Here is a 15,589-nt window from a genome sequence, read left to right as displayed (position 1 = left end):
AGCAAGGCGACACTAGTATGGTTTAAAGAGATTTTCGAAGAGTATTACTTTTGATATTCGTGGATGATAACACCTTGTACCACACGGTTTACGGTACCTGTAGGAGACGGTGTATCAGGTTTATTTTCTACTTTAAGTGAGGTCAATAGGGCAAAGAGTTGGGCATACACGATGTAAGGGAAGACACGGTAAATATCATTCAAGACACCGCCACAACCAAGTGCCACTTCTTTGACATTTTCAAGACCAAAGGCTTGATCACTCAAAAGCACAACACGGCGAGCAATCTGATCACCAGCAACTTCACGAATCAAGTCCAAGTCGTACTTGCGAGTGTAGTCTATTGTTGTACCAAAGACCAAAACAACTGTATCTTCGTTGATAAGAGATTTTGGACCGTGACGGAAGCCGACTGGACTTTCATACATGGTCGCAACTTGACCAGCTGTTAATTCCAAAATCTTGAGCTGAGCTTCATGAGCAAGTCCAAAGAAAGGACCAGCGCCTAGATAGATGACACGGTTAAAGTCTAGGTCAACAAGCTCTTTGACATCTTCTGCATTGTCTAGAACTTTACGGGCAAGACTAGTCACAACTTCAAAACGTTCAGCTTTCACAGCAAATTCTGTAGGATCAAAGACCAAGAGAGCTGTCAACATCATAGACGTAAAGCTAGAAGTCATGGCAAATCCAGCATCATTGGAAGCAGCTGGTTGCAAGAGCAAGAGATTGTGGTCATCTCCATGAGCTTGAAGAGCCAATTTCCCATCTGCAGCACAAGTAATCGTCACTTGGTAAAGCTCATCCACCAAGGCTTTAGCCAAATCAACAGTCGCCACACTTTCAGGCGAGTTCCCACTACGAGCAAAAGACACAAGGACAGTCGCAACATCTTTTTTCAAATAGGTTTCTGGATTGGCAACGATATCTGTGGTCGCAATAGCATTGAAATTCCATTTGCGTTCGTCATAGACTTCCTTAAAGTAAGGTACCAAGGTATCTCCCACATAAGCAGAAGTCCCCGCACCTGTCAATATAACCTTGATATAGTCATGTTTATCAGCAATCCCTTGCAGGAAGGCTACAATTTCTTCACGTTTTGCTTGATAAGATTCAAAAGCTTCTTTCCATACATCAGGCTGTTGGTAGATTTCACGTGTAGTGATTTCTGCACCCAATTCGAGCAAGTCTTCTTTTGTATAATGTAGCATTGAGTTCCTCTTTTTCTATCAAATATGGGAATGGGAGTAAGCCCCATTCCCATGTATATACTATATAAAATGCTCTAACGATTTTCACGTTGTCACATCGTATACTCAATGAAAATCAAAGAGCAAACTAGGAAACTAGCCGCAGGCTGCTCAAAGCACTGCTTTGAGGTTGTAGATAGAACTGACGAAGTCAGCTCAAAACACTGTTTTGAGGTTTCAGATAGAACTGACGAAGTCAGTAACATATACCTACGGCAAGTCGACACTAGTATGGTTTAAAGAGATTTTCGAAGAGTATTATTCATCTTCATCATCATCGAAGCCCGCTAACAGGTCATTAACTTTCACAATGCTTTCTGCAGCACGGTTCTTATAGTCCGCATCTGCACCTGTAAGGCTCGCATTGATAAATTCAATCACCATTGGAAGATTCATTCCTGCATAAAGTTCGATGTCGCGACCTTCCATAATCAAACGGCTTACCACGTTACATGGTGTTCCACCAAGAAGATCCGCAAAGACTAAGAAATCATCCAATCCTTCAATAGCAGCTTCAAATTTTGCAGTAAAGTCTTCTGGGCCATCTTCTGGAAGAAGAGCCACTGCATGAATATTGTCTTGTGGACCCATGATCATTTCAGTGCTACCTTTAAGTTCCTCACAGAAGCGACCATGACTCACCAAAATTAATGATTTGGTCATAAGGAATTACATTCCAAATGCAAAGTGACCAAGGGCAGAAAGAGCCAAAGCAAGTACGATAATAATACCGATAGCTTTAGTAGAGTTCATACCTTTCTTACCAAGCAACCAGAAGATAAAGGCAGTAAAGATTGCTGGAAGCAAACGTGGAAAGATTTGGTTCAAGATGTCTTGGAAATCAATCATCTTTTCACCGATTGGCAACTTGTAAGAAATTTCAAAGTTAATCACTGTTGCTACAAGAGCACCCATCATGAAGACACCAAGTACAGATGCAGCGTCAATCAAAGCTGTCAAGGTACTTTGCATGTTGTTGATAAGGTTAACCCCTTCTTTGTAGGCAAATTCCAACTGTTTCCAACGGAAGATGTCATAAGCAACTGCAACTGCAATCCAAAGGAAGATACCCCAAGGTTGGCCAGCGATAGCCATAGTTGCTGCGACTGACCCCATGATAGCAGGTACAAGTGAACCAAAGATTGTATCCCCAAGAGGAGCGAATGGTCCCATCAAACCTGTCTTGATACCGTTAACGGCGTCTTTTGAACCCACACCATCTTTTTCTTCCATGGCAAGGTCAAAACCAGCGATAATGGTATGGAAGAATGGTGAAGTATTGAAGAATTGAGTATGAACTTTCATCATTTCTTTCAATTCAGGAGTTCCATCACCATACATTTTACGCAATTGAGGCAAGATCATGTAAAGGTAACCAGAAGCTTGCATACGTTCGTAGTTCCAACCTAATTGGAAAGTAAACAAGCTACGTTTGTTGATTTGATTAAAATCTTCTTTTGTTAGTTTGTAATTAGAATTCGTCATCTTCGATTTCCCCACTTTCTGATGGTGTAGAAGGTGCTGCTACAGCTACTTTTTGGCTATTTTTGAAGTGAAGCACTGCAAGGAAAATACCTACGATAGAGATACCAATCATAGACAATCCTTTGAAGTTGTTCACGAAACCAATTTTTTCAGCAACTTCAGCAGGAAGAGTACCTACGATACCAGCAACAGCGCCACCAAGACCTGTTACATATGAGTAAAGAACAGTCAACATAGCTGTCAAACCAAATCCCATAGCAAGGTAGTGAAGGTTACGTTTAACTGGAAGGTAACGAAGCAAGATTGCAAATCCAAGACCTGGAAGCATACGTCCTGCAAGTGTCAAACCATCTGCAACCCATTGGTATTCTGTAACGAAGTCTACTACGCCTTGTACAAATTCACCACCAAAAGCAAGGGCAAAGAAGACTGGAAGGGCACGAGATAGAGCCCAAGGAATCGCACCAAGCAGGTAGTTGCGTTCAATACCTTTATAGTCATAGCGTTCGATTGCAGCATCCACACGGTGAGCGAAGAAGGTAGTAGTCATACGACCAAGAACGTCGAAGTAAGTCAAGAGAGCTGCTACTGGTACAGCGATTGTAGTAATTGCAAGCGGTGCATCAATTCCTTGTGAAACAGAGAAGGCTGTCGCAAGAACCGCACCAGAAGTTGCGTCGATACGAGAAGCACCACCGAAGGTACCAACCCCAAGAACGAACAGTTGCAAGTTACCACCGATAAGCAAACCAGTAGTCACATCTCCCATGATTAAACCAGTAATGAAACCAGCAAATACAGGGGAACCTGCAGATGAAACGATCGTCAACTCATCACAGATTTGATAAGCTGAGTACAAAGTGAGAAGTAAAATTTGCCACCATTGTATCATAACAATGACCTCCTAAAAAATTTTTTCCTATTTTAATAAGCTCAAAAAGTCTGAAATTGGATCATTTGGAACCATTTGAGCAGTAAGTTTAACACCTTTTTCTGCTAGTTTGCGGAAGTCTTCCACATCCTTGTCTACTACGTTGATAGAACGTGTGATGGCGCGAGTTTCTGGTGTTTGAGACATATTCCCAACATTAAGGGTTTCAAGTGGTACACCTGCTTCTACCAAACCAAGGAAGCGGTCTGGTTTACGAGCCACGATAAAGAGACGTTGGCTATCGTATTTACCAGCAAGAATATTGGCTGCAGCTTTCTCAACTGGCAAAATACTCAATTTCACACCTGGTGGTGTCGCAAGTTTCAAACCACTCTTTTCAACGTCATTGTTGACAACTTCGTTATCTACAACTATAATACGTGAAACATTTAGTTTTCCAGCCCAAAGATTGGCTACTTGTCCGTGGATCAAACGTCCATCGATACGGCATCCTACAATTGTCATAAGTTTTCCCCCTTTATATGTTTTAGTGTAGGTTTACGAGTTAAATGAATCTCTTCTTTATATTGACCTTCTGTTTCAAAGATAATGATACGATTGGCACCTTCCTTGAGATAGCTATGAGGAATATAAAGTGAGAGGGTTGGGCCGACGTTCCAAAAACGTCCTAGATTCTGCCCATTGACAAAGGCAACTCCCTTACCAAACTCAGACAAGTCTAGGTAAGTATCTTTTGGCTCTTGGACTGTAAAGTCATAAGCGTAAAAGGCTGGTTGTCCTTGAGTCCATCCTTTTGAAAAATCAATTTTCTCAGGATTGTCTAGTGGGAGTGGATAGTGTTTCCAGTTTAGTAAGAAATGCAAATCCTTACAAACCCCTGTCCGAATTCCCTTACGTTGCGTATCCGCTAAGAACTTGTGTCCATAGTTGACACGCCCCATATTTTCTATCAATATGTCAATCCTAGATAACGCTTTCTTTTCGCCTTGATAGAAAATATCTTCCCCAATCTCTGTCTGATATTGGGTTTTAACCCACTGACCATCGACATACAGCTGGGCCCTATCTCGACCATCAATGATACGAAGTCTTTCTTCTTCTGCATCCCAGTTTGTTTCTGTTCGATAGAGTAGGTAGCCATAGCTTTGTCCCAACTCCTCCATCTTTTGAGGATAGAGACTTTCTATCGGACTTGACAAGCTATCTAAGGTTTCAAACAAGGAAACTTTTTCAACCAGTGGAATAGCATCCAACTCCATACTCTCTTTGTAGAGGGGTTCCAACTGCGGATACTCTGGAAAATGTGTTGCCATCATCTTCTTGACCGCCAGATATTTGGCAGTTGGATTTCCTTCTTCATCCAGAAGGGCATCGTAATCATAAGACGTAACTTGTGGCAGGTCCAAAGTCCCTCGAGCCGAGCAACCATTCATGAAGCCAAAGTTTGTACCACCGTGGAACATGTAAAGATTGATAGAGCCTTGTTCCAAAACTTCTCGAACTGCATCTGCCAATTCTTTTGGATCCCGTGTGATAATCGGTTCTTTCCAGCGATTGAACCAACCATCCCAAAATTCCATACACATGAGTGGCCATTTCTTACCATGCTCATCAAAGAATTCCTGCATCTGTGAAAAGTTGTAAGGTGCCTTAGAACCAAAGTTTCCTGTTACAAAGAGGTCATCTTCGATTAAGGTTCCAGCTTTCAAAGTAGCTCGCCATGGACCATCTGATGTAAAGAGGGGACAGGTTACGCCACGCTCTTCCATCAGCTGTCGAATGACTCTCAGGTAAGCCTTATCTTCTCCGTAAGAACCATACTCATTTTCAACCTGCATCATGAGGATATTGCCACCATTGTCCAACAGATGTGGAACCAATCGTGGAAAGAGCTGGTCATAATAGCGACCGACAGCCTCAATATAGGCTGGATCTGATGAACGAATCCTCATATCCTTGGTCAAGAGCCAAGCTGGTAAGCCACCGAATTCCCACTCCGCACAGATGAAAGGTGACGGACGAACGATCGCATAGAGACCCAAATCTTGTGCTGTCTGAAGAAACCGCTCCAAATCCAGAGCCCCTTCAAAATGAAACTCACCCTCACGAGGCTCGTGTAAATTCCAAGCAACATAAGTCTCTACTGTATTAAAACCAAGAGCCTTCAAGTTATAGAGCGAATGATACCAATCTTCTGGAGGAACCCTAAAATAATGAATGGCCCCAGATAAAATCTTAAATGATTTTCCATCGAGATAGAAATCATCTCGTATCTCAAATCGTGTCATAAAACTACCTTTTGATTGCAAAGTTTGCGCTTTCATTTATTGTTATATTAAATATAGCGCAATTATTCATGTTTGTCAATAGTCTTAACTAGATTATTTAAAATTTTTCTATTTTTTTACTAACTTTTAGGCAAAATACTTATAAAATCGTATAAGCCTGAGCACTTCACTCTTTTTCACTAAAAACCTTGTATAAAAATGTATAAAATCCTGATTATTTAGATGTAAATTAACCTTTTAGCCTATTATTTTAATTTTTTATTCAAAAGACTACTATTCTTTCCAGTTTTATGGTAAAATCTTTAACGGAGAAGGAAAATCGAGGTGAAAATATGGCAATTCCAAAGTATCAATATATTAAAGATGAGTTAAAGAACAAAATCATTTCTGGTCAATTTGCCAGTGGAGATAAATTCTACACTGAAGCTGAATTGATTTCAATGTATGATGTTAGTTCTATCACAGTTGTTCGCGCCTTAAACGACCTTGCCAAGGATGGCTATATTGTCCGCCAACAAGGAAAGGGTACATTCGTTTCACGCGCACGCAAACATAAACTCGTAGAGTTTTCAGATGTAGAAGTTTTTGAAACTAAAGATGATAAAGTTACCGTCCTTTCTATTGAGCGTGGAAATAAACTAAGCTACTTAGAAAAACTTGGACTACGCGGAGATCAGTTCTACTACAAGATTGAACGCGTTCGCGAAACAGGTGGTGTTGTGTACATCTACCATACATCTTACATCCCAGAACAATACGTCAACGCAAATTATCCAAATCTTGAATATTATAGCTCTATCTATAACCGTTTCAAATTGGATTACCACATTCACATGAATGATGAACATTTTGAAGAAATCAATGAAATAGCATTTCCAACTCCAGAACATGCGGCTTCGGTCCTCGGGGTCGATGAGCAATTCCCAACCGTTTTACAAACCAAGACTACTAAACTAGAGTCTACTGGTCAAGTTCTCGCATACAGCGAAACATATAAACGAGCAGATTACTACAAAATCAAATTCATTTCATGTGACCGTGATCACTAAGAAGAAAGCCTAAGCCTTGCTTGGGCTTTTTCTATGCTTATTATATGAAGCTAAAAGTATAGTAGATTGAAACAAGATGTGAACAAATCGGTTAGGAAAGTCAAATTAATTTCTAGAAATATTTTAGAAGTCACAGTATACTATTCTATATTCAACATATTATAAAATATTGGTTATTTTTTCAAAAGCACTTTAATAAAAAAGAAAAATCGAAGTTCTGCTACTCCTATAAATGGAGTAATAGAAATTCGATTTTTATTCTAATTATTCTAGTCCAAGACGTTCAAAAATATCATCCACTCGTTTGGTGTAGTAAAGAGGGTTGAAGATCTCGTCGATTTCTTCTTGTGTGAGGCGTGATGTCACCTCTGGATCTGCTTCGAGAAGCGGTTTAAAGTCTACTTGGTTGTCCCAAGAGTAGGCTGTTTTTGGTTGTACCAAGTCATAGGCTTGCTCACGGGTCATCCCCTTTTCAATCAAGGTCAACATAGCGCGTTGGCTGAAGATCAAACCAAATGTAGAGTTCATGTTGCGGATCATATTTTCTGGGAAGACTGTCAAGTTCTTGACGATATTTCCAAAACGGTTAAGCATGTAGTCAATCAAGATGGTCGTATCAGGTGTGATGATGCGCTCAGCTGATGAGTGGGAAATATCGCGTTCGTGCCAGAGAGCAACGTTCTCATATGCTGTAATCATGTGACCACGGATAACACGCGCCAGACCTGTCATGTTTTCAGAACCGATTGGGTTGCGTTTGTGAGGCATAGCTGAAGAACCTTTTTGACCTTTGGCAAAGAACTCTTCCACTTCGCGTTGTTCTGATTTTTGCAAACCACGAATCTCAGTCGCCATACGCTCGATAGAAGTCGCGATGCTGGCAAGAACCGCAAAGTACTCAGCGTGAAGGTCACGAGGAAGGACCTGTGTAGAGATTTCTTGGGCACGGATACCCAATTTGTCGCAGACGTATTGCTCTACGAATGGTGGGATGTTGGCAAAGTTACCAACAGCACCAGAAATCTTACCAGCCTCGACACCAGCAGCAGCATGCTCAAAACGCTCGATATTGCGCTTCATTTCGCTGTACCAAGTTGCCAATTTAAGACCAAAAGTTGTCGGTTCAGCGTGTACACCGTGGGTACGCCCCATCATGATAGTGAACTTGTGCTCCTTAGCCTTATCAGCGACGATGTTGGTGAAGTTTTCAAGGTCACGACGGATAATGTCGTTGGTCTGCTTGTAGAGGTAACCGTAGGCCGTATCCACCACGTCGGTAGAAGTCAAGCCATAGTGAACCCACTTGCGCTCTTCACCAAGAGTCTCAGAAACCGCACGCGTGAAAGCCACTACATCGTGGCGAGTCTCCTGCTCAATCTCCAAAATACGGTCGATGTCAAAGTCCGCTTTTTCACGAATCAAAGCTACATCTTCCTTAGGGATTTCCCCCAACTCAGCCCATGCCTCGTCAGCCAAGATTTCCACCTCAAGCCAAGCACGGTATTTATTTTCTTCACTCCAAATGTTCGCCATCTCCGGGCGAGAGTAACGGTTGATCATGTTGTCTCTCCTTAATTTAACTGTTATAACGCACTCTATCTAAAGAACATGTGAACGCATGAATTTTTTCTACCAAGTTTGTATAATCATCCTGCAGATAATTAGGAATGTCTTTAAATATATTGACTAAATTTTCATTAGATATATTTTCGTCAGATTTTGTATGAATCTGTGGTAGTAATGCTAATTCCTCAGTATAAACCTTATTTACTGAAAAATCACGTAGTCCACTTTTCCCTATTCCTCTCATAGCATTTGTTAGGGCTAAATCATCTTTAACTATACTATTTTTTTCATAGTCCATATTACATCGATCTGAAATTTTAACAAATTTAAGATATTTTTCCTTATCTGTTCCCTCAAACTGTTCCAAATGTAGAATGGTTTGATTCCCACTAAATTTATTGTATTGCTTGTATAAACTGAAAGGAATCAAATTCTCCTTTTCTCTTACATACAAAATATATAAATCTGCAATTTTATTCTTTTCTTTCAGTGAATTCCACATACTGAAACAAGAGCCCGATGTCCCAGAATAGTCATCAGTTTCAAATTTTTTATCACTATCAACAATGCATAGTAATATTTTTTTTTCGTTTATCCTTCTCTCAAGCACTATATTCGTAGTGTTACCACCCCCGTTATCCACTTCAAAAGAATGATTTACGTCAGATAAAAATGGAAGACTATCAAAATGCTTAGCATTGTATAACATCGATATGTAGAAATCTGCATCTTGTAGATTTTCAGAAAGGATATAACACGGCGATAATTCAAAATCAAAATAAGAAATGTCTATACTAATAATTACTTTTGAATTTTCTGTTATTAGTTGAAATGGCTCATTACTTATTACTTCAACAGAGTGTTTCACTTGTTTCCGTAAAGACTTAATATTTTGTTTTTGTTCAGAGTAAAAATTCACTGCTTTTCGCACTTCATTATTATACTCAAATAAACCACTATTTAATAATTTTTCCCTTGCAAAAAATTCACTCTCAAAATCAATTATATGCTTACCTCTATAAAAAGCAGTTATTAAATTCTCTAATTCCAATTTATAATTTATAGCATTTTCTAACACACTGTTTTTTATATAAAATATCATCAATATACCCCTATAGGAATCCAATGGGCCAAGTTTCTACGACCCCTTCTTTATCATAACGAGTTTTAACAATTTTCTCCTTGGAAGAATTATTATTCACCAAATATAAATTAAATTTTTCCTCAGGATTCGACTTGACATCTTGAAAATGACTCTGTTCTATCAATTGGCCTATTTTGTTAATAATAGTAGTACTGTGAGTCTCTATAATAAAATCGAACTTATTATTAGTTCTAGTTATAATATTAAATAATAATTCTGCAAATTGCGCCTGTAACTTAGGGTGTAAATGTAATTCAGGTTGCTCGATTATAATAACCTTGGGTAGTTTTTTCTCTTCAGGTTCTTCGAATGAGAAAATCCAATCCTGATTAGATTCCTCTTTTCTTCGTTCTTCCTGCCACAACATTAATAATATAGGTAAAAATTGAGAATAGCCAAAACCAGTATCTGCTAGATTATAAAATTCGTTATCAATAAACACTTCAATTGAGGTATTTCCTCCTTGAGTTCTAGCTCTATACTTTGTATCAAAATGTCCCATTGTCCAATCTTGCCACTCTTTTCTCAAGTTTGTATCTGATTCCATATAAGATAAAATCATTGGTACATTAGCTCCCATGGGATCAACCTCTTCGACAGAAAGCCCTTGAATCCTATAATATCGTTCAGCAGTCGCTCGTATTGGTGCAATATAAATAATATTTTTAAAGTAGTCTGAAATGAGCTGGTTAATATCCGTGATTAATACAGATGATAAGATTATAAAAATATATCTGTATAACAGATCCCTATTTATACTATTGTTTGCTTCCCTAAACTTTCTTGTGATAGTCTTTGGTAATTTAGAGGTTGTTATCCGACTATAAATCTCTCCTCTATCTTTAGAGTAATTAACTCTTTCAAATACCTTCAACCATGTCTCAGCACTTATATTTAAATTAGTGTCTTTCTGAAGAAAAATTTTAAGTTTTTTCAAATAATATTCTTCAACACTGACTTTTTTCCCATTATCCTCAATCGCCAACGAGGGTAACAAGGGATACTCTCCTTTTAAGGAAAATAACTTTACATTTTCATATTCTTCTTTGTCTACACAAATCCTTTCTTCAGAAAAATCGAATTTTATTTTTTGTGAATCAAAAAAAAGTGTCAAACTCGAAAATTTATTATCTAGTATAGTAATTTCAACCTTCTGGAAATCTATCTTCGTATCTTTGTTTAACCAGTAATGGTATCTGCTTTCATTATCATGAAAACCCCAGTAAGCATAATTTCTCAGTAATCTTGATATTAAAGATTTAGAAATCTCTATTTCAGTGTTAAACTCAAATAAAAGGGTTATTCCTCTACTTTTATTTGATTTATTTACAGATTCGTCGTAACTCCCAAAATCTACACCTTCTTTGGCATACCATAGAATTGGGGAACTGCTTTTCTGGGAAATAGTTTGTTTAATTAAAGGAAAAAAACGTAGTATAGAACTCTTTCCCGTACCGTTAGCACCTATAAAAAAGTTACATCTGTTTATTTCTATATCGTTGGAATCTTTTATTGAACGTAGATTCTTTATTCGAAAACTCTCCATATTAGTCAGTTACCTTTCACTTTTAGACATTGTCCTGTTACTCAAATTCTTCTTTCTCAATCCACACAGAAGGATAATGATCTAGTGTATTCAAATCCGTATCCAGCGGTAAATTATAGATAGCTAAATAGCTTTCAGGATATTGTGCAACTAGCTCTTCATACTTAGCTTTCACTTTTTCGTGATCTCTACTAGCATACAAGACTTCGACAACTGCTCCAGTCTTATCTTTTTCTACAAAAGCATTAACAATAATTTGTATCATAGGCTTGTCCTAAAAATCAATCCCTTTCCCAAACTCATACACACTATCCGGCACATCACTAAACAAAGTCATGTGTCCCATCTTGCGGTTGTGCTTCGCTTCTATTTTACCATACATGTGGAGGTGGGCGCTTGGATTTTCTATGACATATTTTTCAGCAGCCTCGACGTGCTGGCCGAAGACATTGAGCATGACGGCTGGAGCATGTAGGTGGATAGCTGGCAATGGTGCTCCCAGAACACCTAATATATGCGTGTCAAATTGTGAAAAGTCACAGGCTTCAATAGAGTAGTGGCCTGAGTTGTGTGGTCGTGGAGCAATCTCATTGACAATGATATCATCAGCTGTCGCAAACATTTCCACACAGAGCGTTCCAGATAGCTTGAGCTGTTCTGCAATTCGCACTGCCATAGCTTTGGCTTTTTCTGCTAGGCTTTCTGAAATACGGGCTGGCACAATGGTTTTTGAAAGAATGTTGTTTCGGTGGATATTTTCCTGAACTGGGAAAACCGTCACGTCCTGACCATTTCCAGAAACGATAACAGAGATTTCAAGGTCAAAGTTGACAAATTCTTCCAAAACACAGTCCGATGAGTCAGCTAACGCATAGGCTTCTGCCAAGTCTGCTTCTGAGCGAATGACCTTTTGTCCATGGCCATCATAGCCACCAGTCGCAGTCTTGAGGACATAGTTTTTCGATAGGTCCATATTTGCCAAATCTTGGCTTGAGGTCACAACCTTGTAAGGTGCTACAGTGACTTGAGCCTTGTTTGAGAGAAAGTCCTTTTCAAAAATGCGATTTTGAGAAATACGGAGCAGGTCTGTCCCTTGAGGGAGTTGTCCATCCTTGATGACAGCATCCAAACCGTCGGCATCGACATTTTCAAACTCATAGGTGAGGACATCGCAACGCTCAGCCAACTGACGCAGAGCATCCACGTCATTATAAGGCGCCACAATGATTTCCGCTACGCGAGAGGCTGGGCAATCAGCCGCAGGATCCAGCGCGATAACCTTGTGCCCCATGTAGATAGCAGAAATAGCCATCATCTGACCCAGCTGGCCGCCACCTATAATTCCGATTGTTTTAGATGAGCTCATTTGTAGACTCCTCTGCGATTTTTCCTTGCTCTTCTGCGAAATCTGCTAAAGCTGTCGCGATAGCCTGATCCTCTACTGAAAGGAGACGGAGGGCAAAGAGAGCCGCATTTGTCGCACCAGCTTCACCGATAGCCATGGTCGCAACAGGCACCCCACCCGGCATCTGAACGATAGAGTAGAGTGAGTCCACGCCACTAAGCGCATGTGATTTGACAGGCACACCAATGACTGGAAGGGTTGTTTTAGCTGCGACCATGCCTGGCAAATGGGCTGCACCTCCAGCACCTGCGATGATAACCTTGACACCGCGACTACGTGCTTCCTCCGCATGTTGGAACATGAGGTCTGGTGTACGGTGGGCAGAGACAACCTTCTTTTCGTAGGCTACACTGAAGCGGTCTAGGACTTCTGCTGTTTTTTGCATGGTTGCCCAGTCAGATTTTGAGCCCATGATAATGGAAATTACGGGTTTCATTTCTTCTCCTTTTTCCTCTTTTTCAACAATCACCTTAGGTTGTGAGGGACGGCAGCAGCCATCAAAAGTGTCTCATGCCTAAATCGGAAGCCCAAGGTCTTCCAATTTCCCTGAACGATTGGATTGTCATTCAATCGTTCTTTCACAACAGCGGTGATTGTTCTATATTAGCTCGCTAACGCTCGCAAACCACACGACCATTAACGTATTTTGTGAATTTTTATTTTTCTTTTTAATAATCGTCTAATGTAGTGCGGACGTAAGCGACCGCCTATGGCGTTCCATTACTAAAACTGGAGCCTAGGTCTCCAGTTTTCCGCTCCTAGTAGCAAAGCTACTAGGAGTTCCACTACTGCGACGATTATTCTATTTTGGTTCGCTTTCGCTCACCATGACAAATTTAGTACCTGTTAATCTTTTACCGCCTTGCTTCCGATATCTGTTCGGTAGAAGAGACCTTCTGTGTTTTGTGTGTTGAGTTCGCTGTAGATGGTGTCTTGGGCTTCTTTGACGGTGTCTGCTGTGGTAACGAGCATATAAACTCGTCCGCCGTTTGAGAGCAGCGCTCTGCTATTTTCCGCAAACTTAGCCCCAGCATAGTAGGTGATAATGTCGCCATCGGTTTTGGCTGGCAACTTGACACCTTTTTCATAGTCTAGCGGATAACCGTTGGATGCGACAACCACACCCAGAGTCACACCCTTGTCCAGCCATGTGATCTTCGGCTCCTTGCCATCCAAAATGTCAGTAATATTTTGTGCAAAGTCAGATGTCAAACGAGGCAAGATAATCTGAGTTTCGGGATCTCCAAAACGAGCATTGAACTCGATGACTTTCGGACCGTCAGCTGTCAAGATAAGACCTGCGTAAAGAACTCCCAGATAAGGACGACCTTCTTTAATCATCCCTTCAAGGACTGGCTTGACAATAGTCTCCACTGCCGTATCAACTACATTCTGTGTCAAGTGTGGAACTGGTGCATAGGCACCCATCCCACCCGTGTTAGGTCCCTTGTCGCCATCGTAGGCACGTTTATGGTCCTGAGCTGTTGGCATGATGTAGAACTTATCACCATTGACAAAAGCAAAGAGTGAGAACTCCTCTCCATCAAGGAATTCCTCAATAACCACACGCGCACCTGAGTCCCCAAATTTATTGTCCAAAAGCATCTCGTGAGCAGCTTCGACCGCTTGCTCAACAGTCTCTGCAACAACAACACCTTTCCCAAGAGCCAAACCATCCGCCTTAACTACGATTGGAGCGCCTTTTTCTTCTATGTATGCCTTGGCCTCCTCAAAGTCGGAGAAGGTCTCATAGACCGCTGTTGGAACACCGTATTTGACCATGATTTCCTTAGCAAAATCCTTAGACCACTCTAGCTCCGCTGCCAATCTTGTCGGACCAAAAGCCTTGAGACCAGCTGCATGGAACTCATCCACGATACCAGCAGCAAGAGCATCATCTGGACCAATAAAAGACCAAGCAATATCGTTGGTTTTTGCAAACTCAATCAATTTAGAATGTTCGGAAATGGAGATATTTACCAACTCCAAACCATCCAGAGTCATCCCATCATTCCCAGGAGCCACAAAGACTTGTTCAACGTCTTTTGATTCAAGCAACTTCTTAGCAATCGCATGTTCACGACCACCCGAACCGACAACTAACAGCTTCATCTCTTAACCTCTTTTGCGAATTATTTAATAATATTATATCATAAACGTTCGTTTTAATCTTGTTCTATTCCGTTTTTTAAGCAAAAAAAAGGAAAGAAACTGATTTCTTCCCTTTTGTCTTCTTAATGTCTAAAATGTCTCACGTCTGTGAAGAGCGGTTCTTCCGAGTTTTAATTATAGCTATCATTAATCATTGTAATATTTTTATACCAAAGTATGAAAACAATATTGAAATTACTAAAGCTATCCACGGTATGACATTAGGTATTTTTTTAAATTTAAAAGTGTTATATCCAACTACAAGCGGTGATAATATCGACATTACATAACAAACAATATATAATAATAGATACAAGAAAAATTTACTGTTGCCATTTTGGAAATAACTAATTAGAACATTCACAAGGTTATCTAATTTCCCGTTGGAAAATTGATTCAAATAGTCTATCAGTTGTTCAGGGAATTTTATATTTTGGTTTATTATATTAGCACTTATCACGATAGTAGTTTGGACTAGAGCAATTATAGCATTCTTCAATCTATATTCTCCCGATTTATAAAATATATAAAATAAAGGAGCTATTGAAGCAATGACAAGATAAGTCCATATAAAAATAATGTTGTTGTTAAGAAAATTCCTAACGGGATTAATAAATAATATAAATAGAGATATTACAAATAGCGAAATAATAATCCACATAATCTCAGAATTATCACTGGTCGAGCTTCCTGTATTGACTTTAGTCATTACATTCGTATGAAATATATTTGTCGTCTGTTTTATATTTGTGGAATTATCAACATTACTTACATTCCCATGAATATTTTTATTCTTGACATTTCTCATAAATA

Annotated in this window: 16 protein-coding genes; 1 reads left to right on the top strand and 15 read right to left on the bottom strand. The window is 39.7% G+C overall.

The annotated features are described in order from the left end of the window. Positions 1-44: 44 nt before the first annotated feature. From SMSK597_RS08700 to SMSK597_RS08670, 6 genes are all read right to left on the bottom strand, one after another. A complete protein-coding gene (locus SMSK597_RS08700) occupies positions 45-1,211 on the bottom strand; it encodes an SIS domain-containing protein (protein ID WP_000903537.1) in 1,167 nt (388 codons plus the stop codon). A gap of 297 nt (positions 1,212-1,508) precedes the next feature. Then, on the bottom strand, positions 1,509-1,913 hold the full coding sequence (locus SMSK597_RS08690; protein ID WP_000167442.1) for a PTS sugar transporter subunit IIA: 405 nt from the start codon (positions 1,911-1,913) through the stop codon (positions 1,509-1,511). Positions 1,914-1,919: 6 nt separating this feature from the next. Further along, the gene (locus tag SMSK597_RS08685) at positions 1,920-2,735 is read right to left on the bottom strand and encodes a PTS system mannose/fructose/sorbose family transporter subunit IID (RefSeq protein ID WP_000185297.1); all 816 of its coding nucleotides are present in this window, start codon (positions 2,733-2,735) and stop codon (positions 1,920-1,922) included. Then, positions 2,722-3,627 carry a PTS mannose/fructose/sorbose/N-acetylgalactosamine transporter subunit IIC gene (locus tag SMSK597_RS08680; RefSeq protein WP_000617006.1) on the bottom strand — a complete coding sequence of 302 codons (906 nt, stop codon included), beginning with the start codon at positions 3,625-3,627 and terminating at the stop codon, positions 2,722-2,724. The genes SMSK597_RS08685 and SMSK597_RS08680 overlap by 14 nt, the downstream gene beginning before the upstream one ends. Positions 3,628-3,654: 27 nt before the next feature. Next, the gene (locus tag SMSK597_RS08675) at positions 3,655-4,131 is read right to left on the bottom strand and encodes a PTS sugar transporter subunit IIB (protein WP_000156955.1); all 477 of its coding nucleotides are present in this window, start codon (positions 4,129-4,131) and stop codon (positions 3,655-3,657) included. Beyond that, positions 4,128-5,915, bottom strand: coding sequence for a glycoside hydrolase family 35 protein (locus tag SMSK597_RS08670; protein WP_000196565.1), 1,788 nt, complete (start codon positions 5,913-5,915; stop codon positions 4,128-4,130). The genes SMSK597_RS08675 and SMSK597_RS08670 overlap by 4 nt, the downstream gene beginning before the upstream one ends. A gap of 332 nt (positions 5,916-6,247) precedes the next feature. Between SMSK597_RS08670 and SMSK597_RS08665 the strand changes: the two genes are divergently transcribed. After that, positions 6,248-6,964 carry a GntR family transcriptional regulator gene (locus SMSK597_RS08665; RefSeq protein ID WP_001007196.1) on the top strand — a complete coding sequence of 239 codons (717 nt, stop codon included), beginning with the start codon at positions 6,248-6,250 and terminating at the stop codon, positions 6,962-6,964. Between the two features lie 264 nt (positions 6,965-7,228). Here SMSK597_RS08665 and purB read toward each other — a convergent pair whose 3' ends face one another. From purB to SMSK597_RS08625, 9 genes are all read right to left on the bottom strand, one after another. Next, complete coding sequence (purB, locus tag SMSK597_RS08660) at positions 7,229-8,524, bottom strand: adenylosuccinate lyase (protein ID WP_000610732.1); 1,296 nt, start codon at positions 8,522-8,524, stop codon at positions 7,229-7,231. 16 nt (positions 8,525-8,540) lie between these two features. After that, entirely contained in the window at positions 8,541-9,632 is a 1,092-nt protein-coding gene (locus SMSK597_RS08655; RefSeq protein ID WP_000578507.1) for a hypothetical protein, read from the bottom strand. Between the two features lie 10 nt (positions 9,633-9,642). Beyond that, complete coding sequence (locus tag SMSK597_RS08650) at positions 9,643-11,220, bottom strand: AAA family ATPase (protein ID WP_000443414.1); 1,578 nt, start codon at positions 11,218-11,220, stop codon at positions 9,643-9,645. A 37-nt stretch (positions 11,221-11,257) separates the two neighbouring features. Beyond that, complete coding sequence (locus tag SMSK597_RS08645) at positions 11,258-11,485, bottom strand: hypothetical protein (RefSeq protein ID WP_000614694.1); 228 nt, start codon at positions 11,483-11,485, stop codon at positions 11,258-11,260. A 9-nt stretch (positions 11,486-11,494) separates the two neighbouring features. After that, positions 11,495-12,586 (bottom strand): 5-(carboxyamino)imidazole ribonucleotide synthase, encoded by a 1,092-nt coding sequence (purK, locus tag SMSK597_RS08640; protein ID WP_000099039.1) that lies wholly within the window; start codon positions 12,584-12,586, stop codon positions 11,495-11,497. Beyond that, positions 12,573-13,061: a 5-(carboxyamino)imidazole ribonucleotide mutase gene (gene purE, locus SMSK597_RS08635; protein ID WP_000805611.1), complete on the bottom strand. Its 489-nt coding sequence runs from the start codon at positions 13,059-13,061 to the stop codon at positions 12,573-12,575. The genes purK and purE overlap by 14 nt, the downstream gene beginning before the upstream one ends. Before the next feature lie 29 nt (positions 13,062-13,090). Next, the gene (locus SMSK597_RS13885) at positions 13,091-13,207 is read right to left on the bottom strand and encodes a phosphoribosylaminoimidazole carboxylase (RefSeq protein WP_080551644.1); all 117 of its coding nucleotides are present in this window, start codon (positions 13,205-13,207) and stop codon (positions 13,091-13,093) included. A 264-nt stretch (positions 13,208-13,471) separates the two neighbouring features. After that, entirely contained in the window at positions 13,472-14,737 is a 1,266-nt protein-coding gene (gene purD / locus SMSK597_RS08630) for a phosphoribosylamine--glycine ligase (protein ID WP_000772236.1), read from the bottom strand. A 190-nt stretch (positions 14,738-14,927) separates the two neighbouring features. After that, positions 14,928-15,584 (bottom strand): hypothetical protein, encoded by a 657-nt coding sequence (locus tag SMSK597_RS08625; RefSeq protein WP_001246682.1) that lies wholly within the window; start codon positions 15,582-15,584, stop codon positions 14,928-14,930. Between the last annotated feature and the right edge of the window lie 5 nt (positions 15,585-15,589).

This window comes from Streptococcus mitis SK597, from assembly GCF_000148545.1.
Classification (GTDB): Bacteria; Bacillota; Bacilli; order Lactobacillales; family Streptococcaceae; genus Streptococcus; species Streptococcus mitis_C.
This window is presented reverse-complemented; position numbering and strand designations above follow the sequence as displayed.

Coding starts and splice junctions, on each gene's coding strand:
- SMSK597_RS08700 (WP_000903537.1), bottom strand. CDS start 1,211: ATGCTACATTATACAAAAGAAGACTTGCTCGAATTGGGTGCAGAAATC.
- SMSK597_RS08690 (WP_000167442.1), bottom strand. CDS start 1,913: ATGACCAAATCATTAATTTTGGTGAGTCATGGTCGCTTCTGTGAGGAA.
- SMSK597_RS08685 (WP_000185297.1), bottom strand. CDS start 2,735: ATGACGAATTCTAATTACAAACTAACAAAAGAAGATTTTAATCAAATC.
- SMSK597_RS08680 (WP_000617006.1), bottom strand. CDS start 3,627: ATGATACAATGGTGGCAAATTTTACTTCTCACTTTGTACTCAGCTTAT.
- SMSK597_RS08675 (WP_000156955.1), bottom strand. CDS start 4,131: ATGACAATTGTAGGATGCCGTATCGATGGACGTTTGATCCACGGACAA.
- SMSK597_RS08670 (WP_000196565.1), bottom strand. CDS start 5,915: ATGACACGATTTGAGATACGAGATGATTTCTATCTCGATGGAAAATCA.
- SMSK597_RS08665 (WP_001007196.1), top strand. CDS start 6,248: ATGGCAATTCCAAAGTATCAATATATTAAAGATGAGTTAAAGAACAAA.
- purB (WP_000610732.1), bottom strand. CDS start 8,524: ATGATCAACCGTTACTCTCGCCCGGAGATGGCGAACATTTGGAGTGAA.
- SMSK597_RS08655 (WP_000578507.1), bottom strand. CDS start 9,632: ATGATATTTTATATAAAAAACAGTGTGTTAGAAAATGCTATAAATTAT.
- SMSK597_RS08650 (WP_000443414.1), bottom strand. CDS start 11,220: ATGGAGAGTTTTCGAATAAAGAATCTACGTTCAATAAAAGATTCCAAC.
- SMSK597_RS08645 (WP_000614694.1), bottom strand. CDS start 11,485: ATGATACAAATTATTGTTAATGCTTTTGTAGAAAAAGATAAGACTGGA.
- purK (WP_000099039.1), bottom strand. CDS start 12,586: ATGAGCTCATCTAAAACAATCGGAATTATAGGTGGCGGCCAGCTGGGT.
- purE (WP_000805611.1), bottom strand. CDS start 13,061: ATGAAACCCGTAATTTCCATTATCATGGGCTCAAAATCTGACTGGGCA.
- purD (WP_000772236.1), bottom strand. CDS start 14,737: ATGAAGCTGTTAGTTGTCGGTTCGGGTGGTCGTGAACATGCGATTGCT.
- SMSK597_RS08625 (WP_001246682.1), bottom strand. CDS start 15,584: ATGAGAAATGTCAAGAATAAAAATATTCATGGGAATGTAAGTAATGTT.